This window comes from Lentzea atacamensis (genome assembly GCF_003269295.1).
GTDB classification, from domain to species: Bacteria; Actinomycetota; Actinomycetes; order Mycobacteriales; family Pseudonocardiaceae; genus Lentzea; species Lentzea atacamensis.
Map to the genome: position 1 here is coordinate 71,599 of NZ_QLTT01000010.1, position 18,748 is coordinate 90,346.

Consider the following 18,748-nt stretch of genomic DNA (forward strand, 5'->3'; position numbering starts at 1 on the left):
AAGCGCCGCGGTGGATCACCTGACTAGGGTCGCGGGCATGACCCGCGATCTCGGCGACGCCACCCGTTTCCTGCCCGGCGAGCTCGTCGTGGGCACGGACGCACGGATCCGGTTCGCCGACCGCGTCGAGATGATCCACCCGTGGGACGGCAGGGTGTTCTTCTCGGTCGAGATCACCGCTCCCCGGTTCGGCGCACGCCTCGACCGCGTCACCACCTTCGCGGACGGGCAGGCGCTCGCGGACTTCCTGGCCTGCCGCGAGGACGGGGAGTGGGTCAGCCCGAACCGCGACCTCGCCGTCACGGCCGGCCGCGACGAGCTGACGTGGCGGATCCAGACCGCCGGGTGCCGGGCGGAGGTCACCACGATCTGGCCGGCGGACCTCGCCGATCAGCTGCGCGAGTTCCTGATCGACACCGGCACCGTGGACACCACGTCGATCAGCGAGGGCGGGCTGTGGGGACGGCGGGCGGCGCAACGGGCCGCGCTCGGCGCGAAGATGTCCCTGCCCGCCTGGCGAACCGCCGTCGCGCGCACGAAGATCAGCGAAGGCACGACAGTGCTCGACCTGGCGTGCGGCAGCGGTGAGTTCTGCGCTCTGGCAACGGAAGCAGGCGCGAGAGCAACCGGGATCGACGCGTCGCACGAGATGATCGAGCTGGCCCGGCGCACCGCGCCCGAAGCCGAGTTCCACGTGTGGCCACTGGGGCGGTTGCCTTGGGACGACGGCACGTTCGACGTCGTCACGGCGTTCAACGCGCTGTTCTTCGCGGCGGACCCCGAAACCGCGTTCGCCGAGGCCGTCAGGGTCAGCAGGGACCACGTGGTCGTGTGCGACTGGCACCCGGAGCACCCGAGCGACATCCTCACCGTCGGGCGGGCCGTCCTGGGATCAGGCGGACGCAGGCGCGCGAAGATGCCGGAACCACAGGAAGAACTCGCGATCGACATTCCTCAGGATCATCCCGACGAGGACACGATGCTGCGTGCCTTCCTGAGCACAGGCGGCTACCAGCGGCTCATCGAGAGCGAAGGTGAAGAAAGTGTCGCGGAGAAGATCAGGATTGCGGCTGAACCGTTCCGGACCGCGGACGGCGGTTATCGGTTCGCGAACAAGTACCTGATGTCCATCTTCTGCAAGAACCCCAGAATGTGAATCAAGCCGCGGCGAGGACCTCGTAGCCGGCTGTGGTGAGCGCTGCCGGCCCTGGACGTGCGCTGATCAGGCCCGCTGAGGTCAGGCGCAGGCCGACGAACTGGTCGGCGCAGCACAGGCCGTCGACGAGCAGTGAGCTTCCGGCGATCTCGCAACGGCCGTCGGCAACGGCTCTGAGAACCGCGCGGTCGCGGTGTGTGAGCGATGAGGCGGTCATCTTCTTCTCCTAGCGGTAAAGCTTCTGCTTACTGATACGTCGAAGAAGAAGGCTTCGGTTCGACATCATCGCCGGAGAATTCCGCGCGTACCCCCAAAAGACGTACCGCACGGCCGTGTTCGAAGCGGTCCAGCACGGTCAGCGCGGCCTCCGCCAGATCGTCCGCGGACGACGTCGGCGCAGGCAGCTTCATCAAACGCACCTTCGTGAAGAAGGGCACGAAGCGCACCTTCACCCCCACCCGCACGACCGGGCGGCCCTCGGCGGCCACGTCCGCGGCCACCTGGCGGGCCAGCGCCACGACCTCGCGCCGGATGTCGTCGAGCGAGACGAGGTCCTGCTGATAGGTCTTCTCGCGGCTGCGGGACTTCACCACCCACGGCGTCGCGCTCACGACCGTGTCGCCCGCTCCCAGCGCCAGGGTCCGGTAGTACGGGCCCATCCGCGGGCCGAACCGCGCGGCCAGGGCGTCCGGTGACGCGGCTGCCAGGTCCGTCACCGTCGAGAAGCCGAGCTCGGCCAGCTTGCGCTCGGTCTTCGCGCCGATGCCCCACAACGCGGACGTCGGCCGGTGCCCCATCACCTCGACCCAGTTCGCACGGGTCAGCTGGAACACGCCGGCGGGCTTGCCGAAGTCGGTCGCGAGCTTGGCGCGCAGCTTGTTGTCGCCGATGCCGACCGAGCAGTGCAGCCCGGTCGACTCGAGCACCGCGGCCTGCAGCGACCGGGCCAGTTCGAAGGGATCGTCGACGCAGGCACCGACGAACGCCTCGTCCCAGCCCATCACCTCGACGACGACCGGGAACGACCTCAGCACGGCCATCACGTCCGCCGACGCCGCCTCGTACAGGGCGTGGTCGGCAGGCAGGAACACAGCGTCGGGCAGCTTCTTGAACGCGGTCCGCAACGGCATCCCGGAGCGCACGCCGAACTCGCGCGCCTCGTAGGAGGCGGTGGCGACGACCGCGCGCTCGGTCGGATCGCCGTTGCCGCCGACGACCACGGGCCTGCCGCGCAGCGACGGATCGCGGAGGACCTCCACCGCCGCGATGAACTGGTCGAGGTCCACGTGCAGGACCCAGTCCGCCATGCTGGACAGTATGAAACGGTCGGCGGGAATCCTGCTCTTCAGGCGAAACGAGCAGCTGGAGGTCCTTCTCGGGCACATGGGCGGCCCGTTCTGGGCCCGCAAGGACGCCGGCGCGTGGTCGGTGCCGAAGGGCGAGTACACCGACGACGAGACGCCGGAGGCGGCGGCGAGGCGAGAGTTCGAGGAAGAGCTCGGGCTCCCGGTGCCCGAGGGCGAGCTGATCCCGCTCGGCGAGGCCAAGGGCTCCGGCAAGGTCATCACGGTGTGGGCACTGGAGGGCGACCTGGATCCGGAGGCCGTCACGCCGGGCACGTTCGAGCTGGAGTGGCCGCCGAAGTCGGGTCAGCGCAAGACGTTCCCCGAGGTGGACCGGGTGCGGTGGTTCAGCGTGGAAGAGGCGAGCGCGAAGATCGTCTCCGCGCAACGCCCCTTCCTCGACCGGCTCAGCTCCAGATGAGGCTCGCCCACTCCGGGTGATCGATGAACGGGTTGCGGTTGCGCTGGTAGTTCTCGTAGATCATCTTGTTGCGCCGCTGCTCGAACGCGTCCACCGGGTCCTCGGCGTGCCACTGCAGCAGCACCGACAGCTTGCCGTGGTAGGGCGCGGTGCCGTTGGACACGGAGTTGTTGAGTTCCAGGTTCGCGAAGCCGTCCGTGCCCTCGTAGCGCACAGCCATGTAGAACAGCATGCGTGCGACGTCGCCCTTCACGGCGTCACGCGGCTCGAACGAGTCGCCGTCGGCGAAGCTGCCCGATGCCTCGCTGACCGCCGAACCGCCGTTGTCGAAGTCCAGGTTGCCGCGCGCCGCGTTCACGGACACGTCCTCAGGGCGCAGGTGGTGGATGTCGGTGCCCGGACCGGTGGCCGTGCCGAAGTCACCGTGCGACTTGGCCCAGACGTGCTCGCGGTTCCAGTCGTCGGCGCCGCCTCCGTTGGTCGACTTCGGCTGCGAACGGCCGCTGTACAGCAGGATCACGTTGTTCGAGTTGTTCGGATCCTCGTCCGTCACCTTCAGCGCGTCCCAGACCGCCTCGTAGCTCAGCTTGGTCTGGTCGCGGATGATGCTGTTCAGAGCGTTCTTCAACGCCGAGCCGGTCTTGTTGCAGGCCGCCGCGTAGTAGCCGGCGCAGGCCGGTGGTGTTGTTGTCGACGAGGTGGGCGGGGCCGACGAGGTGGGTGTCGCGCTGGTGAACGCGAACGCCGTGGACGAGACCAGGCCGGGATGCGAGAAGTACGAGCTCAACGAGCCCGTGACGTCGATCCGCCTGCCCAGCAACGACGGGTTGGACCTGAGCCCCCACGAAGCGCGGAACGCCGTCGGGATCTGCACGTAGATCATGCGCGACGTGCCGGTCTCGGACGCCGAGTCGGCCAGCGCGAGCGCGTAGTCGCTGGGGTAGTTCGAACGAACGACCGTGTTCGTGGCCGTGGGCTGACCGACGACGTACCCGCTCACGGTCGCCGACGACCCGTTCTGCTGACTGATCGCCTGAGCAACGGTGAGCGGAGCTGCTGCGGAAGCGGCGGTCGACCCGTACAGGCCGACCGCCGCCAACAAACCGATGATCAACGCCAGTGGACTCCACCGCGCCATTTGCTCTCCCCGATCGTGTGAATGTTTCGCACACAATCAGGTGCAATGGTCAACGCGCGGTAAACGCAGTGTCACGGCACCAGGACGACCTTGCCCGTGGTCCTCTTCGACTCGACGAGCTCGTGCGCCTTCGCGGCGTCCGCGAGCGGCACCACGTGGTCGAGCTGCACCTTGACCTGCGGCAACGCCTCCAGATCGGCGCCGGAGGCGGACACGCTGCCGAAGAGCTCGAACCGGATGCCGAGGTCGGCAGCTCGGTCAACGTCAAAACCCGGGTTGCCGGGAATGGTCGACACGAGCACGCCGCCGGGCTTCAGCACCTTGGCGGACCGCTCGGCGTACTCACCGCCGACGAGGTCGAACACCACGTCGACCGGCTCGATCTCGGTGAAGTCCTGGTGCCGGTAGTCGACGACCTCGTCGGCGCCGAGCGAGCGCACGAAGTCGTGCTTGGCCGCGGAGGCCGTGCCGATCACGTACGCGCCGCGCGCCTTGGCGAGCTGCACCGCCACGTGCCCGACGCCACCGGCCGCCGCGTGGATCAACACGCGCTGACCGGCGGAGACACCGCCCCGCCCGAGAAGCGCCTGCCACGCCGTGAGCGCCACCAACGGCAGCGCGCCCGCTTCCTCGACGGTCAGCCACGAGGGCCGGCGGGCGAGGTCGGACTCGTCCGCCACGACGTACTCGGCGTAGCCACCGCCCGTGCCGGGGAAGGGAAGCATCCCGTACGCGTCGTCGCCGGCCGCGAACCCCCGCACGCCCTCACCGGCCTGCTCCACGGTGCCCGCAACGTCCCAGCCCAGCGTGAACGGCGGCTCCCCGAGCGCCGGGAACCCGCCGGCCCGGATGTAGGTGTCGACCGGGTTCACACCGGCCGCGCCCACCTTGACCAGCACCTGACCCGGTCCTGGCACGGGCTTCGCGACTTCCGCGACCTCCAGCACGGACGCGCCCCCGACGGTCTTCTGCGTGATGACTCGCATCTTGATCCCCTTCGATGTTCTCGATGCGGATCATCTTGCAGTTAGCGCCAACTTCTAGAAAGTAGGCACTTCTGAGTAACTAACTCTCCCTCAGGTAGAGATCACGAAGCAGGGCGATCTCCGCGCCGTGGTGGATCACCTCCCGGTTGATGTGCAGCACCAGCGTGGCCATCGGCTCCTCGGCGAACGGCCCTTCCGCCGGACCGACAGCAAGCGAGAGATCCGCCTTGCGCGCACCGTCCATCCACGCCGCATAGGCGTCGTCCAACTGCTTCAACGCCTCGTCCGCGCTCAGCGCGTACTGCCACGTCCTGTAGTCGGCGGACGGGCCACCGAAGTGTGAGGCCGTGCGCATGTTGAACACGCCCACGATGATGTGCGCCATTCGCCACGCGATCGTGGTCACCGGCTCCGGCGAGGGCAGCGGGAGCTCCCAGTCGATCGAGCCGTCCCGCCGCACCGTCCACACGTCGGACACGGGCTCCCAGAAGTACTCGTCGTCGGTCAGGCCCTCCAGCCGCGGCCGCAACTGCATCTGCCAATGCCAGTCGAGCTGGTCCGTCAACTGCTTGTTCCAGTCCATGCCGGCGACGGTAGGCCCGACTGCGGACAACCACTGTCCTGAAACTAATAAACCGAGCGCTCGGTCTAGTATTGAGCACATGACGACTGTGCAGGAGACCGCGGCGGTCCGGTACGGCATCTGGGTGTTGTGCCCGGTGCTGGGAGCGGCTGTGGTGTGGGGGCTCAAGCTGGCAGCCGTGTGGATCACGACGTTGAGGTGGTTCCCGTTTCAGGGCGTGTTCGAGCTGGTCACGGACATCCCGGAGCCGTGGGTGACGATCGCGGCGCTCGCCGTGGGCGCACTCGGCGGCGGGGTGCTCGCTCTGTTGTGGGCCGCCGAGATGATGTCGGTCGAGGTCTCACACGACCGCGTCAGGCTGAAGAAGGACGACAAGATCTTCGACTTCGGCCGCAACCAGATCGAGTCGGTGTTCACCGAAGGCAAGCAACTCGTGCTGCTGTCACCCAGCGGAGCCGAGCTCGCCCGCGAGAGTTCGGACCTGAGCAGGGCCAGGCTCGAACAGGCCTTCACCGGCCAGGGCTACCGGTGGCTCGACGCGGACCCGTTCGCGGACGACTACCGCATGTGGGTCGAGCACGCGCCCGATCTTCCGGCGGACGTGAACGCCCTGTTCACGGCGCGGCGGAAGGCCATCTCGAAGTACGAGCACGAGGAGGCCGCAGAATTGGCGCGGGAGATCCGCAAGCGCGGAGTCTGCGTCAAGGACGAGAAGAAGAGGCAGTACTACAGGTGCGAACGGTAGATCCGGTCAAGCACGCCGCGAAGAAGCGCCACATCACCGACACGGCCGCGGGCCTGTTCGCGGAGAAGGGCTTCGATCGGACGACCGTCGCGGACATCTGCAAGGCCGCCGACATCAGCACCGGCAGCCTGTTCCACTACTTCCCCACCAAGCGGGCGATCTTCCGCGAGATCTTCGAGCAGGACGGCAAGGACAACGCGGAGATCCTGGCGCGGGCCGGGGAGCTGAGCCCGTGGGACGGCGTGCTGATGGTGATCGACCACCTGTGCGTGCCCGCGCTCGACCGGTCCGTGGCCGGGCTGGTGCTGGAGGTCGTGGCGCAGGCGAGCCGTGATCCAGAGCTGTGGGAGCTGGTCGCCCGCAACGAACAGGCGGTGCGCGACGAACTGGCCGTCCTGCTGCAGCGGGCGCACGACGCGGGCCAGATCAAGCTCCCGGTGAGCGCTCGGACGGCCGCGACCTGGGCGCAGGGTCTGGTCGACGGCCTGTACGGCAGGCTCGTCGACCCGGACTTCGACGCGACCGCTCAGGTGAGCACCCTCCGGTTGATCCTTTCCCGGTTCGTGGGTGCTCAAGCACCATGAGGACATGGCCTACGACGTCGCCGCGGTCCGCGCCCACTTCCCCGCGTTGCGCGAGGGTGCCGCGCACTTCGACGGACCCGGCGGCTCGCAGACGCCGGACGTCGTCGCCGACGCGGTCAGGGAAACCCTGACCTCGGCGATCGCCAACCGCGGCAGCGTCACTGCCGCCGAGCGCAGGGCCGAGGAGATCGTCCGGACCGCGCGCCGCACGATGAGCGAGTTCCTCAACGCGGGCAGCATCGTGTTCGGGCGCAGCATGACCCAGCTGACCTACGACATCTCCCGCACGCTCGCGAAGAACTGGCGGCCCGGCGACGAGATCATCGTGACCAGGCTCGACCACGACGCCAACGTACGGCCGTGGGTGCAGGCGGCCGAGTCGGCACGGGCCACGGTGCGCTGGGCGCCGTTCGACCGCACCACCGGCGAACTGCCCGTCGAAGCGGTGACGAACCTGCTGTCCGACCGCACCCGCGTCGTCGCGATCACGGCGGCGTCGAACCTGCTCGGCACGCGTCCGGACGTGGCGGCGATCGCGGCGGCGGCGCACGAGATGGCGGCGTTCGTGTACGTCGACGGCGTGCACTACACACCACATCTACCGGTCGACGTCGAGGCGATGGACGCGGACTTCTTCGTGTGCTCGCCGTACAAGTTCCTCGGCCCGCACCTCGGCGTGCTGGCGGCCGCGCCGGAACTGCTGGAGACGCTGCGGCCGGACAAGCTGCTGCCGTCGACGAACGCCGTGCCGGAACGGTTCGAGCTGGGCACGCTGCCGTACGAGCTGCTGGCGGGCACAACCGCGGCGGTGGAGTTCATGCGCGGCCTCGACGGGCTGGAGGAGCACGAGTCCGGGCTGCGCGACCAGCTCGAGGCGGGCCTGCGCGAGCTCGGCGTGCGGATCTACAGCAAGGCGTCCGCGCGCACTCCGACCGTGCTGTTCTCGGTCGACGGGCTGGAGCCGGCCGAGGTGTACCGCAGGCTCGGAGCCGAGGGTGTCAACGCGCCCGCTGGCCACTTCTACGCGATCGAGTGCTCGCGGTGGCTCGGCCTCGGCGACAAGGGCGCCGTGCGGGCCGGCATCGGGCCGTACAACGACGAGTCCGATGTGGACCGTCTGCTCAAGGCCGTCGCGAAACTCAGATGAACAGGATCAACCCGACGTAGGCGATCCCGACGAGCACGCTGATGTTGAGCTTGCGGCCGACGCGCTCGCCGGGGTGGTCGGCGATCAACGACCGTGCACGGGCCCACATCAGCTTCTCGCCCGCCTGCCGGTCCGGCAGGTGCGGTGTTGTGATCACGTCGCCGTGCGGGCCGAACGCGAGCATGAGCTGCGGACCGGCGCGACGGACCCCGTGCAGCTGCGCCCACGGCACGCGGTAGGTCCAGATGCCGGTGTACAGCACGACCGAGCGGTGGTCGAAGCGCAGCAGCGGCTGGAACCGTGTCACCGCGGCCAGCACGCACTGCACGCCGATCAGGCCGACGACGAACAGGTCCGGGTACTGCTTCAGCACGATCAGCGCGCCGGCCGCGCCCAGCAGCAGCAACACGCCCTCGGTCCGTCGCCGGTCACCCGGCCACATCGCGTGCGGCAGCTCGACGGGCGTACCGGCGGTGACCGGCTCCCCCGGAAGATGTGCACTGTGGACGGTGTGGCGCGGGCGCACCCGGCTGAGGGTGCTGGTGGCCACGACCTCCCCCTCGACCAGGAGCGCGACCTGACCGCCGTGGTGCCACTCACCCGCGACGAGGATCTCCGCGGGCTCGAGCCTCACCGGCGGGTCCTCCTCACCGCGCCACACCCGGCCGAACTGCTCGGTGTCGTGGTAGAGCGGCGACTCAAGCCCGAGGTCGGCGAACGTGGTGACGGTCGCGATGTCGTCCTTGTTGTGCCGCAACAGGATTCGCCGCTGGCCGACGGGGTGGGCCTGCAGCCGGACCGCCTTCACCGGACCGGTCCACAACGCGCGGCGGCGACGTTCCCGCGCGGCCAGCAGGATCGCGAGGAACACGGCCGCGCCGCCCAGCGCCAGCCACCAGGTGAAGTCCTCGGGCTCGCTCACCATCTGCACCCACGCGCCGTCCTCCAGCATCGGGACCTTGTCGCCGACCTGGTACTCCTCCGGCGCGAGCGGATGGAGCTCGATCCGCCGGTGGCCGGGCAGTTCCACCCACACGTCGTAGGTGTCCTTGACCTCGACGACCTCGGCATCAACCCGGCTGGCGTTCGCGACGTGCTGCGCGACCTCGTCGTTCCTGAGGTCGTACTGCACGAACGTCAGGAACCCGAACACCACTAGCAGCACGGCGACGATGCGTAGAACTCCGCGTTGTGGCGGCATGTCCGGCAACGACACGAGGGCGTCGCCCGCCGCCGCGTGCTGGTCCGCGCGTGACCTGATCGTCCATGCCGCAACGATCCCGCACGCGACGGCGTACAGCCCGAACGGAACGTTGGTGGGTGCCGAGGGGTCGAACACGATGTCCAGCACACCGAAAGTCACGCCCATCGCGCAGCCGGTGAGCACACGGCCGAACAACAACAGCAGCGGTGTGGCCAGCCACGGCACCATGGCGATCGAGAAGAACGGGTTGGGCTCGCAGGGCTGCGCGACCGTGCACGGCGCACCGCTCCCGCTCAGGGCGAAGTAGAAGGCGACGACCCAGCCGCCGACGAGCCCGACCTTGGTCACCCACCACGGAACCGCGGCCGCCTGCCACCGCTGGACATCCATAGCGCGGATCATGACACGCCCATTGCTCCGAACGGTGTGATTCCGGCACAACAAAACGGGTATCCGCAGCTCAGAACCTAGGAGGTGGACACATGCTGGCCATCATCGCCGCAGTGGCATTCGGGCTCGCCCTGATCCTCGACCTGGCGAAGGCAGCGCTCGGTGGAGTGATCACCGTCAACACGCTGGTGGTGCTCGGGCTGCTGCTCCTAGCCCTGCACCTCGCCGGTGTTGGTTCCAGCACGCGTTCCTGGAGCTGGCGCCGTGCCCGCAGGTAAGACTGTCGACCGCCCCACCAGGCTGCCGAAAGGCGCCTGGTGGGGCGTTCTCAAACGGACGGTCAAAGAGTTCAACGACGACAACCTGACGGACTGGGCGGCTGCGCTCACCTACTACGCGGTGCTGTCGTTGTTCCCGGGCCTGATCGTCCTGACGTCCGTGCTCGCACTGCTCGGCGAAACGACCACGCAAGAGCTGATGAAGTACGTCGACCAGGTCGCGCCGGGCGAGGCCGGTGAGCTGGTGAAGACCTCCATCGAAGAGCTGCAGAGGGGCCAGGGCGCCGCCGGGCTGCTGGGCATCATCGGTCTGCTGACGGCGTTCTGGACCGCGTCGGGCTACCTCGGCGCGTTCATGCGCGCGTGCAACGCCGTCTACGACGTCGAGGAGGGCAGGCCGTTCTGGAAGACGGTGCCGCTGCGTCTCCTGCTGACGCTGGGCTCGGTGGTGGTGATCTCACTGACGCTCGGGGCGCTCGTGCTGACGGGTGGCGTCGCGGACGCGGTGGGCAATCTGCTGGGACTGGGCGACACCGTCGTCACCGTGTGGGACATCGCGAAGTGGCCGGTCATCCTGCTGCTGGTGGCGCTCGCGTTCGCGGTGCTCTACTGGGCCGCGCCGAACGTGCGGCAGCCCGCCTTCCGCTGGGTCACGCCCGGCAGCCTGCTCGCGATCGCGCTGTGGGCGCTTGCGACCGTCGGTTTCGCGATCTACGTGGCGAACTTCGCGTCCTACAACAAGACCTACGGCTCGCTCGGTGGTGTGATCGTCTTCCTGGTGTGGCTGTGGATCTCCAACATCGCCGTGCTGCTCGGCGCCGAGTTCGACGCGGAGCTGGAGCGCGGCCGCCGACTCGCGCAGGGCGAGAAGGACGCCTCAGCCGAGCCGCGTGATCTCCCCGGGTAGTTCGGCCTCGACCGCCGTCCACACCCCGTCCGGTCCCGGCTCGATGCGCTCGCTCATGCGCCCGCCGGGTACGAGCACCCACAGCTGGTCCTTGGTGGACAGCCACACCACGCCGATGCCGTCGGCGCGGTAGCTGGTGGCGTATTCGTACGACTTCTGGAAGATGTCACCGCCGTCGTGATCGGTGATCCGCACACCGCTGGAACCCTCGGCGTGCGCGATGAACTTCCCGCTCGGCGAAGCCTTGGGCGCGCCGGGGCGGGCGAACCGGTCCTCACCGTCGCCGCCGCAGCCGGTGAGGACGAGCAGGAGGGCGACGACCGCCGCCAGGAGCCTCATGCCGGCTCAGAACGGAAACTGCGGTGCGTCATGTCCCCAACGGTAGCTAGCGTGATCGTCCGTGTGGGACGTTCTCGAACAGTTTTACGACTCCGTGCCCCGACCGGGATCTCGCGTTGAGGATCACGGCGAGCTGGTGCTCTTCGTCCAGGCCGGCGAGGGCTATCCGTACTACGCGCGGCCGCGGTTCCCCGGCGGGCGACCGACGGTCGCGGACGTGGTGAAGATGCGCGAACGCCAGCGCGAGCTCGGCGTGCCCGAGGCCCTCGAGTGGGTGCACGAGACCACGCCGGACCTGTACGACGCGGCGATCACGGCCGGTCTGGAGGTGCTCCGGGCGCCGCTGATGGTGCTCGACCCGGAGCAGCTGCCGGAACCGCACCCGCACGTGCGCGTGCTCGGCACGCGGCCGGCCGAGGTGTCGGTGGTGGCGGAGCTGGCGTTCTCGTCGCCGGGCACCGCGCCGGGTGACGTCGGTGCCGCGGAACGGGACGCGGCGCTCGCGGAGGCCGTCCCGCTGAGCACCCGGCACCGCCACGCGGTGGCCGACCTGCCAGGCGAGGGCGTGCTGGCGGTGGGCACCGCGCAACGGGCGGGTGATGTAGTGGAGATCGCGGGAATCGGCACGTTGCCGGCGGCACGGCGACGTGGCCTCGGTGGTGCGGTCACTGCGGAGCTCGCGCGGGATGCCCTGGCACGGGGCGCGAAGCTCGTGTTCCTGTCGGCGGGAAGCCCGGAGATCGCGCGGGTCTACGAGCGTGTCGGGTTCAGGCACGCCGGAACGGCCTGCATCGCGTCACCAGTCGTGGGCTAGTTCGCCGTCTCTGGGCATCGGTACGCGAAACAGGCAGCCAACGCACGGCATTCCGGACGGCTGGGCGAGCAGTTCGGCCTCGCCGCGGTGGATGAGCTCGCCGCAGTACGCGGTCATCGCGAGCGGTGTGCTGTCGTCGTCGGGCATGGGAACGAGGTGGCACGTGCGTTGTGTCTCGCCTACGACACCCGCACGCTTGCGGACCAGCAACACAGGCATGCGCGCTTCCGTTCGCCCTTGAGTGCTCATGCCTTCACCTCGACATCGTCGACCACACACACGACGGCGTGCGTGGTCGCGTAGAACTTGAGCCGGTACGGGCCCGCGTTCCGCTCTGCCACTGCCGCGCAGAACTTCTCGGCGCTGACCTCGTCCGAGCGCGGCGTTCGTTCGGCTAGGTCGATCACACCTAGATCGTGCGGGGAGCGCCCGGAAATGAGGAGGGTCGCAGACCAATTGCGGGTCGCGTATGCGGAACTCGCATACGCCTTACCGCAGCTGGGTGACCTCGGCGGTGAGTTCGGCGATCGCGGGCGTCTCGTGCCACGGGCCGAGCTTGGCCAGCTCGGTCACGATCAGCTGGGAGCCTGTCGCACGGGCGAGGTCCAGTGCCGTGAACCCGAAGCCGACCGCCTGCTCCACGTCACCGCTGGCGGCGTACGCGTAGGCGAGCTTGGCCGTGTGCACTCCCTGCTCCCACTGGCAGATGCGGCCCCACCTGGGCATGAGCTGCGTGTACGCGGTGATCGCCCGGCGGTGGTCGGCGAGGTCGACCATGCTGGCGGCGCGCTGGATCTCCACGTGCAGGTCGGTGAAGCAGTAACCGATGGAGTACTCGTCGCTCTGCGGCCGTTCCGCGCTCAACGCCAGTGACTGCGCGAGGTCGAACCGCGGCATGCACGCGTCGTAGCCCGCACGTGCGAGACCTCGTGCTTCCTGCCGCAACGCCATCGCGCGCACGATCGGGCTCACGCCGGTCTCGCGCTGGGCGGCGCGCGCCAGGCCGATGACGCGGTCGTCGTCGCCGTCGACCTCGGCGAGCTGGCTCATCCGCACGTAGCAGTACGCGACGACATCCCTGTCGTCCGCGGCCTGACCCTGCTCGAGAGCCCTGGACGTCCACGCCCCCGCGCCGCGCAGGTCGCCGATCTCCTCGTGCAACCAGCCGTAGAACTCCGCGTACATCGCACCCGTGCCGAGCAACCGCCGACGGACCTCCCCGCGCGCGTTGCGGCGCAGTGCGTCGATGAAGTCGTACATGTTGCGGACGGCGGGCATGAGCGCGCCGGTGCCACGCCAGTTGTGCGCGTCGTTGACGATCCGTCGCAGCACGAGCAGCTGGCTCACGGCGTCGTTGGCCAGCACGCCGTCGCCGTTCGCACCGAAGGCAGCGGAGGCGCACAACGCCATCAGCGCCTTGCCCTCCATGCCCACGACCAGGTCTTTCGCCACGGCCTCCAGCCCGCCGGCGCCCAGGCTCCTGGCCTCACCCGACCGCATCGGCACGGTGCGGTCGGTCAGGCCGAGCAGGTGGGCGGGGATGCCGAGCAACCGCTGCATCGTCCTGAGCACGCGCAGGTCGTAGGCGATGTTGCTGCCGGCTTCCAGGCGCGAGATCGCCGACTGCGAGAACCCGGCGAGCGTGCCCAGCTCGTCCTGACGCAGGCCGTGCGCCTTGCGCGCGATCGCGACCACGGCGCCGGGTGACTCCGCGGCGACCGCGTCCCGCACTTCCTTCGACTCCCAGATGGCGGGCGGCAGCACCGGCAGCGGCCCGTCCGGGACGACGACGGCGTTCTTAGCTGGGTTGCTCAACCTCAACGCCTCCCGCGTTCACCACGCATCATGCCGGTCTTGCCGAAATCGCGCTTCCTCCATCTCAACTGGGCCGGCACCGACTATTCTGCGCGCGTGATCAAGGACTTCGGGGCTGGTGTCGCACTGCTGCTGCGCGGGTTCAGGCTGGTGTTCAGCTCGCCGAAGCGCGTGCTCGTCGGGGCGTTGCCCGCGGTCATCACCGCTGTGCTGATGATCACCGGCTGGGTGCTGCTCCTCACCCACATCGACTCGATCTCCGGGTGGCTGACGGGTTTCGCGGACTCGTGGAGCGAGACCTGGCGCAACGTCGTCGAGGTCGCCGTCGGAATTTCGGTGATCGCGGCGACCCTCGGCCTGAGCGTGCTGCTGTTCACCGCGATCACGATCATGATCGGCGGCCCGTTCTACGAGTACATCGCAGAAGAGGTCGAGGACGAGCTCGGCGGCGTGCCCGGTACCGAGCAGGTCGGCTGGTGGCGCGGGTTCCTGGTCGGGCTGCGCAGCACGATCCTGCTGGTCGGCACGTCGATCCTGTTCGCGATCCCGCTGTTCTTCTGCGGGTTCATCCCCGTCGTCGGGCAGACCGTGGTGCCGGTGCTCGCCGTGTGCATCAACGGCTACCTGCTGGGCATCGAGCTGACCGGCATCCCGTTCACGCGGCGCGGCAAGTCGTTCAAGCAGCGCAGGCAGGTCCTCGCGACGCGGCGGGCGATGGTGCTCGGGTTCGCCGTCCCCGCGTACCTGCTGTGCCTGGTCCCGCTGGCCGCGATCGTCGTGCTCCCGGCGGCGATGGCAGGCGGCACGGTGTTGTCGCACCGCCTGCTCACCGGTGACCGCTCGGCCGCCTAGAAGGGCAGCCAGGCCTGCTGCGCCAGGCCGCTGCGGGCGTTGATCTGCACGCCCGACGCGGAGATCGACCACAGCTGGTCGCCGATCACGATCGTGCGCCTGGCTCCGCCGTGGTTCTGCCCGCTCGCCGGCTCGACGATCTTGCCCGTCTCCCGGATCTGGTTGCCCTCGACCCGCAGCACCAGTGACGACGCCTCGAAGTTCGTCTTGTACTGCGTCACCGGGATGACCAGCGTGCCGTCGGGCGGCCAGTACAGGAACGCGTGCGGGTCGAACTGGGCCTCGGAGTTCGAGCCCGGCAGGTGGTGCTGCGCGAGCCGTTGCGGTGCCGCGGGGTTGCTCACGTCGAACAGCGACACCTGCGTTCCGGTGGTGCGGCCCTGGTCGGTGGCCTCCTGACCGACGCCGATCAGCTTCCCGTCGCCAGCGGGGTGCAGGTAGGCGGAGTAGCCGGTGATCTTCAGCTCGCCCATCACCCTGGGCTGCCTGGGATCGCTCAGGTCCAGCGTGTAGAGCGGGTCGGTCTGCCGGAACGTGACGACGTAGCCCATCTTGCCGATGAAGCGCACGCTGTAGATGCGCTCGCCCTTGCCGAGCCCGCCGATCTGACCTTCCTTGGTCAGCTGGTTCCCGTTGCGGCGCAACGTGGTGACGAAGCTCTCCGACGGCGGCGGTTGCTGCTGTGGCGCGATGTCGCCGGGCATGCGCCAGCAGCAACGGATCTCGGTGCCCGTCGTGGTGGCGACGCGCAGCACTCCGTCGTGTTCGGACAACGAGTACTGGTTCAGCAGCGTGCCGTTGACGTCACCGGACGCGACGTGCTTCGGCGGGCCCGCCTGGCTGATGTCGAACTGGTGGATCGCCGTGGTGATCGGGCGCTGCACCGTTGGCTTGCCGGGGAGTTCCGGCAGCAGGCGGTGGTCGTCGGCGATGTAGAGGTTGCGGTCGGTGCCGTAGACCGTGTCACCGTCGGCCACGATCGACACCGGCTGGCCGGTGCCTAGCTGGCCGGACAGCTCGAACGTGAGCACGGTCAGCATCGACGTCGCCGAGTGCACGGCGGGGTGGCTGATGTTGGGGCAGTCGACCAGGGTTCCGCTGGACTTGGCACCGTTCTGGTCCAGCTCGTAGCGCGGCAGCCACGAGGTGATCGGCTCGCTCTGCAGGATCTCCTTGTTGCGGCGCAACGCTCCCGCTTCGTTGGTCGTCATGTCCGGGTAGACCCACTGCAGCCGCGGCTGCGAGCGGACGACGACGCGGGCGGTGCCGCCGATCTGGCGGGCGTCGAGGTAGAAGCCGTCGGTCTTGAGGCTGCCGATCTGCTTGAGCGCCTTGAGGTCCACGAGCAGGATCTCGGTGGCGCTGTCGAACACCGGCATCGTCGGTTTGCCGCGCTCGAGGGCAATGGCGTCGGTGTGGCCGACGATCACCAGCGCGCGGTCACCGGCGACGAGGAGCTGGGTGGCGTGGCGGTTGCCGATGTCGACCGTGCCCGTGATGGTCCTGCTCGCCACGTCGACCACGCGCAGCTTGCCGTCCGCGACGGAGACGACGCGCTTTCCGTCCGTCTTCACGATGTCCGGCTCGTCGACGCCCTGTTCGTGGACGTTCGTCGTCGAGTGCCCCTGCTGCTGCGTCGGAGGCGTGGCGGCCTTCTGCTCCGCATGGCTCCGCTGCGGGGTGCCTGCGCTCAGGTCCGTCGCCATGCCTTCACCGGCGGCGAAGATGTCGGGGCCGCCCCCGATGCCGTAGGCGGTGACGTACGGGGCCATGGCGCGGCGCAGTTCGGCCACCGCGTTGTCGCACGAGTCGAACGCGACGAGACGCACCGGCCCGTAGTCCACGACCGGTGGTGGTGCGAGGGTTTCGTCCCTCACCGCGGAGCTCACACACACTCCGGCGACGGCCAGCACGGCGGCGCCGGCCAACAGCTTTCTGCCGTTCATGCCACCAGGACGGAAACAAGGCCGGGAAGGGTTGCGCGCCGTCCGCGGCAACCCTTCCCGGAGGTGGTGCTAGGAGTTGATCTGCGCCTGGATCTGCGTCGCGTACGTGGAGACGCGGGCGTAGATGCCGGGCCAGCCGGCGTCCGCGCAGCCCTCGCCCCACGACGTGATGCCGATCAGCTTGCCACCGGCCACGAGCGGGCCACCGGAGTCGCCCTGGCAGGTGTCGGTACCGCCCTGGGCGTACCCGGCGCACACCATGTGGGTGGCGTTGAAGCGGCTGCCGTACGAGCTGGCGCAGCTGGAGTTGCTGGTCAGCGGCACGGTGGCCTTGAGCAGGTAGCGCGAGTCCGTACCGCCGGACGAGGTGTCGCCCCAGCCGAGGATCGTCGAGCTGGTGCCCTCCGCGTACAGCGCGCTGTCCGCGGAGGTGGCGAACTTGATCGGGGTCTGCGGCAGGTTGCGGTCGAGCGTGAGGACCGAGACGTCGTAGCCGCGGGTCACGTCGGTGTAGCTCGGGTGGATCCAGATCCTCGTGACGCGGGCGACGGTGCCCGCGGTGGAGTTCTTGTCGTCGCGGCCGGCCACGACGCGCACGGCGGACGCCGAGTCGCCGACGGTGCAGTGCGCCGCGGTGACGACCTTGTTGGGAGCCACGAGCGTGCCACCGCAGTACTGGAAGCCGCTGCTGGTCGCCAGATAGACGACCCACGGGTAGGTGGACGTGCTCGCACGCGTGCCACCGACGACCTGGACGCCGACTCCGCCGTCGACGGTCGGGGTCGGAGCTGCTTCGGCCACGCTGACGCACGCCATCGGCAGCGTTGCCGCCACCAATGCCGCGCCGAGCCATGACCGGAGGCGGTGCAGGGTTGCCGCCATGATCATTCTCCTTTTTCTGTTGTGTCCCCCCGGTGCAGGGCCGGGAGTTCGTATAGATCAACACGGCCTTTCGAGACCGGGTAGGGCTGGTCTTCGTAGGCCATTCGGCCGCGTCCGCGCTCGCGTGATTGGATCGAGCACGAACAACCCCGTTCCGAGAGGAAGTTGTGATGGCCCCCACGAAGCCCGACGTCGACCCGCACGACGGCCCGGCGCCCGCAGACCTGGTGATCGAGGACATCGCGGTTGGTGACGGCGAGGAGGCCAAGGCCGGTCAGCGCGTTCTCGTGCACTACGTCGGTGTGTCGCACTCGACCGGTGAGCAGTTCGACGCGTCCTGGGACCGCGGCGAGCCGTTCCAGTTCCCGCTCGGTGGCGGCCGCGTCATCCAGGGCTGGGACCAGGGCGTCGCCGGCATGAAGGTCGGCGGTCGCCGCAAGCTGGTCATCCCGCCGCACCTGGGCTACGGCTCGCGCGGTGCCGGTGGCGTGATCAAGCCCAACGAGACCCTGATCTTCGTGGTCGACCTGCTCGGTGTCGCCTAGAACACAGCTCTGACGGCGTTCCACTGGTCCGCCCAGTGGAACGCCGTTGGTCTGTGCGGCCGATTTGCCGTGCGGGCGGAACTGGATCAGGCCCGCCTGCGTCATCCTTTGAGTCCGCTGCCGAAGAGAGGGAACACGCGTGCCCGAGGACATCGCCGGGTCGGAGCAGATGCTCGCGAACTGGAACCAGAACATCCAGGAACGCGCCGCGCGTTACCAGGACATGGCGACGCGCGTGCAGGGCATGACGATCTCCGAGCGGTCCTCCGACGGCGCAGTCGAACTGACCATCGGCTCCAACGGGATCCTGCAGAACCTCGTGATCAACGAGTCGGCCGCGGGACGCCGGATGTCCGAGATCAGCGGCGAGATCATGAAGCTGCTGCAGCGCGCGCAGTCGAAGATCCCCGCGCTGCTGCAGGAGGCGATGGCGGAGACCATCGGCACGCAGGACGAGACGGCCAACGTGCTGTTCAACGAGGCCAAGAAGAACTTCCCGGCGCCGCCGCCGGAGGACCCGCCCGCGCGAGCGCCGTACGACAACAACGAAATGAACTTCCGGGTGGAGGACGACGCGCCGCCACCTCCTCCGCGCGCCACGCCACCTCCCGCGCGCCGCCGTCCGCCGTCGGATGACGACGACGACTTCGGCGGTCAGTCGGTGCTGTCCTGA

23 protein-coding genes are annotated in these 18,748 nt (G+C 68.9%); 11 read left to right on the forward strand and 12 right to left on the reverse strand.

The window, feature by feature from the left end; translation table 11 throughout:
- Window positions 1-37 precede the first annotated feature (37 nt).
- The gene (locus tag C8D87_RS35610; protein WP_112230196.1) at window positions 38-1,156 is read left to right on the forward strand and encodes a DUF6228 family protein; all 1,119 of its coding nucleotides are present in this window, start codon (window positions 38-40) and stop codon (window positions 1,154-1,156) included.
- A 1-nt stretch (window position 1,157) separates the two neighbouring features.
- Here C8D87_RS35610 and C8D87_RS35615 read toward each other — a convergent pair whose 3' ends face one another.
- Window positions 1,158-1,373 carry a hypothetical protein gene (locus C8D87_RS35615; protein WP_109640961.1) on the reverse strand — a complete coding sequence of 72 codons (216 nt, stop codon included), beginning with the start codon at window positions 1,371-1,373 and terminating at the stop codon, window positions 1,158-1,160.
- A 28-nt stretch (window positions 1,374-1,401) separates the two neighbouring features.
- A complete protein-coding gene (locus C8D87_RS35620) occupies window positions 1,402-2,463 on the reverse strand; it encodes a DNA polymerase IV (protein WP_109640962.1) in 1,062 nt (353 codons plus the stop codon).
- 10 nt (window positions 2,464-2,473) lie between these two features.
- Here C8D87_RS35620 and C8D87_RS35625 point away from each other — a divergent pair, with 10 nt between their 5' ends.
- Complete coding sequence (locus C8D87_RS35625; protein WP_233440149.1) at window positions 2,474-2,920, forward strand: NUDIX domain-containing protein; 447 nt, start codon at window positions 2,474-2,476, stop codon at window positions 2,918-2,920.
- Here C8D87_RS35625 and C8D87_RS49310 read toward each other — a convergent pair.
- From C8D87_RS49310 to C8D87_RS35640, 3 genes are all read right to left on the reverse strand, one after another.
- Window positions 2,907-4,058, reverse strand: a complete 1,152-nt coding sequence (locus tag C8D87_RS49310; RefSeq protein WP_112230199.1) for an endonuclease — start codon at window positions 4,056-4,058, stop codon at window positions 2,907-2,909. The two genes, C8D87_RS35625 and C8D87_RS49310, sit on opposite strands and share 14 nt — an antisense overlap.
- Window positions 4,059-4,129: 71 nt before the next feature.
- Window positions 4,130-5,044 carry an NADP-dependent oxidoreductase gene (locus C8D87_RS35635; RefSeq protein WP_112230201.1) on the reverse strand — a complete coding sequence of 305 codons (915 nt, stop codon included), beginning with the start codon at window positions 5,042-5,044 and terminating at the stop codon, window positions 4,130-4,132.
- A gap of 79 nt (window positions 5,045-5,123) precedes the next feature.
- Entirely contained in the window at window positions 5,124-5,627 is a 504-nt protein-coding gene (locus C8D87_RS35640) for a DinB family protein (RefSeq protein WP_112230203.1), read from the reverse strand.
- 79 nt (window positions 5,628-5,706) lie between these two features.
- On the opposite strand from C8D87_RS35640, the gene C8D87_RS35645 reads away from it, so the two are divergent.
- The 3 genes from C8D87_RS35645 to C8D87_RS35655 are packed head-to-tail and all read left to right on the forward strand — an operon-like array spanning window position 5,707 to window position 8,103.
- On the forward strand, window positions 5,707-6,372 hold the full coding sequence (locus C8D87_RS35645) for a YqeB family protein (protein WP_112230205.1): 666 nt from the start codon (window positions 5,707-5,709) through the stop codon (window positions 6,370-6,372).
- Entirely contained in the window at window positions 6,360-6,956 is a 597-nt protein-coding gene (locus tag C8D87_RS35650; RefSeq protein WP_112230207.1) for a TetR/AcrR family transcriptional regulator, read from the forward strand. Before C8D87_RS35645 ends, C8D87_RS35650 begins: the two co-directional genes overlap by 13 nt.
- 4 nt (window positions 6,957-6,960) lie before the next feature.
- Window positions 6,961-8,103 (forward strand): cysteine desulfurase-like protein, encoded by a 1,143-nt coding sequence (locus tag C8D87_RS35655; RefSeq protein ID WP_112230539.1) that lies wholly within the window; start codon window positions 6,961-6,963, stop codon window positions 8,101-8,103.
- On the opposite strand, the gene C8D87_RS35660 is transcribed toward C8D87_RS35655, so the two are convergent.
- Window positions 8,096-9,697 (reverse strand): hypothetical protein, encoded by a 1,602-nt coding sequence (locus tag C8D87_RS35660; protein ID WP_112230209.1) that lies wholly within the window; start codon window positions 9,695-9,697, stop codon window positions 8,096-8,098. The two genes, C8D87_RS35655 and C8D87_RS35660, sit on opposite strands and share 8 nt — an antisense overlap.
- A gap of 92 nt (window positions 9,698-9,789) precedes the next feature.
- On the opposite strand from C8D87_RS35660, the gene C8D87_RS35665 reads away from it, so the two are divergent.
- Together C8D87_RS35665 and C8D87_RS35670 are read left to right on the forward strand one after the other, a co-directional pair.
- Complete coding sequence (locus C8D87_RS35665; protein WP_109640971.1) at window positions 9,790-9,975, forward strand: hypothetical protein; 186 nt, start codon at window positions 9,790-9,792, stop codon at window positions 9,973-9,975.
- On the forward strand, window positions 9,962-10,882 hold the full coding sequence (locus C8D87_RS35670) for a YihY/virulence factor BrkB family protein (protein WP_233442453.1): 921 nt from the start codon (window positions 9,962-9,964) through the stop codon (window positions 10,880-10,882). The genes C8D87_RS35665 and C8D87_RS35670 overlap by 14 nt, the downstream gene beginning before the upstream one ends.
- On the opposite strand, the gene C8D87_RS35675 is transcribed toward C8D87_RS35670, so the two are convergent.
- Window positions 10,853-11,221, reverse strand: a complete 369-nt coding sequence (locus tag C8D87_RS35675; RefSeq protein WP_112230213.1) for a hypothetical protein — start codon at window positions 11,219-11,221, stop codon at window positions 10,853-10,855. The genes C8D87_RS35670 and C8D87_RS35675 overlap by 30 nt on opposite strands.
- Before the next feature lie 136 nt (window positions 11,222-11,357).
- Between C8D87_RS35675 and C8D87_RS35680 the strand changes: the two genes are divergently transcribed.
- A complete protein-coding gene (locus C8D87_RS35680) occupies window positions 11,358-12,035 on the forward strand; it encodes a GNAT family N-acetyltransferase (protein WP_215732583.1) in 678 nt (225 codons plus the stop codon).
- On the opposite strand, the gene C8D87_RS35685 is transcribed toward C8D87_RS35680, so the two are convergent.
- From C8D87_RS35685 to C8D87_RS35690, 3 genes are all read right to left on the reverse strand, one after another.
- Window positions 12,018-12,254, reverse strand: a complete 237-nt coding sequence (locus C8D87_RS35685) for a hypothetical protein (RefSeq protein ID WP_211337679.1) — start codon at window positions 12,252-12,254, stop codon at window positions 12,018-12,020. The two genes, C8D87_RS35680 and C8D87_RS35685, sit on opposite strands and share 18 nt — an antisense overlap.
- Before the next feature lie 26 nt (window positions 12,255-12,280).
- Window positions 12,281-12,442 (reverse strand): hypothetical protein, encoded by a 162-nt coding sequence (locus tag C8D87_RS46400; RefSeq protein WP_170155268.1) that lies wholly within the window; start codon window positions 12,440-12,442, stop codon window positions 12,281-12,283.
- Between the two features lie 82 nt (window positions 12,443-12,524).
- On the reverse strand, window positions 12,525-13,850 hold the full coding sequence (locus C8D87_RS35690) for a helix-turn-helix domain-containing protein (RefSeq protein WP_170155269.1): 1,326 nt from the start codon (window positions 13,848-13,850) through the stop codon (window positions 12,525-12,527).
- A gap of 96 nt (window positions 13,851-13,946) precedes the next feature.
- Between C8D87_RS35690 and C8D87_RS35695 the strand changes: the two genes are divergently transcribed.
- On the forward strand, window positions 13,947-14,702 hold the full coding sequence (locus tag C8D87_RS35695; protein WP_109641073.1) for an EI24 domain-containing protein: 756 nt from the start codon (window positions 13,947-13,949) through the stop codon (window positions 14,700-14,702).
- Here C8D87_RS35695 and C8D87_RS35700 read toward each other — a convergent pair.
- Together C8D87_RS35700 and C8D87_RS35705 are read right to left on the reverse strand one after the other, a co-directional pair.
- Window positions 14,699-16,648, reverse strand: coding sequence for a beta-propeller domain-containing protein (locus C8D87_RS35700; RefSeq protein ID WP_112230215.1), 1,950 nt, complete (start codon window positions 16,646-16,648; stop codon window positions 14,699-14,701). The genes C8D87_RS35695 and C8D87_RS35700 overlap by 4 nt on opposite strands.
- Before the next feature lie 69 nt (window positions 16,649-16,717).
- Window positions 16,718-17,530 carry a S1 family peptidase gene (locus tag C8D87_RS35705; protein ID WP_112230543.1) on the reverse strand — a complete coding sequence of 271 codons (813 nt, stop codon included), beginning with the start codon at window positions 17,528-17,530 and terminating at the stop codon, window positions 16,718-16,720.
- A 170-nt stretch (window positions 17,531-17,700) separates the two neighbouring features.
- On the opposite strand from C8D87_RS35705, the gene C8D87_RS35710 reads away from it, so the two are divergent.
- Both C8D87_RS35710 and C8D87_RS35715 read left to right on the forward strand, forming a co-directional pair.
- Window positions 17,701-18,075 (forward strand): FKBP-type peptidyl-prolyl cis-trans isomerase, encoded by a 375-nt coding sequence (locus tag C8D87_RS35710; protein WP_112230217.1) that lies wholly within the window; start codon window positions 17,701-17,703, stop codon window positions 18,073-18,075.
- Window positions 18,076-18,214: 139 nt separating this feature from the next.
- Entirely contained in the window at window positions 18,215-18,748 is a 534-nt protein-coding gene (locus C8D87_RS35715; RefSeq protein WP_109640977.1) for a YbaB/EbfC family nucleoid-associated protein, read from the forward strand.

Coding starts and splice junctions, on each gene's coding strand:
- C8D87_RS35610 (WP_112230196.1), top strand. CDS start 38: ATGACCCGCGATCTCGGCGACGCCACCCGTTTCCTGCCCGGCGAGCTC.
- C8D87_RS35700 (WP_112230215.1), bottom strand. CDS start 16,648: ATGAACGGCAGAAAGCTGTTGGCCGGCGCCGCCGTGCTGGCCGTCGCC.
- C8D87_RS35615 (WP_109640961.1), bottom strand. CDS start 1,373: ATGACCGCCTCATCGCTCACACACCGCGACCGCGCGGTTCTCAGAGCC.
- C8D87_RS35685 (WP_211337679.1), bottom strand. CDS start 12,254: ATGCCTGTGTTGCTGGTCCGCAAGCGTGCGGGTGTCGTAGGCGAGACA.
- C8D87_RS35675 (WP_112230213.1), bottom strand. CDS start 11,221: ATGAGGCTCCTGGCGGCGGTCGTCGCCCTCCTGCTCGTCCTCACCGGC.
- C8D87_RS35635 (WP_112230201.1), bottom strand. CDS start 5,044: ATGCGAGTCATCACGCAGAAGACCGTCGGGGGCGCGTCCGTGCTGGAG.
- C8D87_RS35625 (WP_233440149.1), top strand. CDS start 2,474: ATGAAACGGTCGGCGGGAATCCTGCTCTTCAGGCGAAACGAGCAGCTG.
- C8D87_RS35640 (WP_112230203.1), bottom strand. CDS start 5,627: ATGGACTGGAACAAGCAGTTGACGGACCAGCTCGACTGGCATTGGCAG.
- C8D87_RS35710 (WP_112230217.1), top strand. CDS start 17,701: ATGGCCCCCACGAAGCCCGACGTCGACCCGCACGACGGCCCGGCGCCC.
- C8D87_RS49310 (WP_112230199.1), bottom strand. CDS start 4,058: ATGGCGCGGTGGAGTCCACTGGCGTTGATCATCGGTTTGTTGGCGGCG.
- C8D87_RS35660 (WP_112230209.1), bottom strand. CDS start 9,697: ATGGATGTCCAGCGGTGGCAGGCGGCCGCGGTTCCGTGGTGGGTGACC.
- C8D87_RS35620 (WP_109640962.1), bottom strand. CDS start 2,463: ATGGCGGACTGGGTCCTGCACGTGGACCTCGACCAGTTCATCGCGGCG.
- C8D87_RS35665 (WP_109640971.1), top strand. CDS start 9,790: ATGCTGGCCATCATCGCCGCAGTGGCATTCGGGCTCGCCCTGATCCTC.
- C8D87_RS35705 (WP_112230543.1), bottom strand. CDS start 17,530: ATGGCGGCAACCCTGCACCGCCTCCGGTCATGGCTCGGCGCGGCATTG.
- C8D87_RS35655 (WP_112230539.1), top strand. CDS start 6,961: ATGGCCTACGACGTCGCCGCGGTCCGCGCCCACTTCCCCGCGTTGCGC.
- C8D87_RS35645 (WP_112230205.1), top strand. CDS start 5,707: ATGACGACTGTGCAGGAGACCGCGGCGGTCCGGTACGGCATCTGGGTG.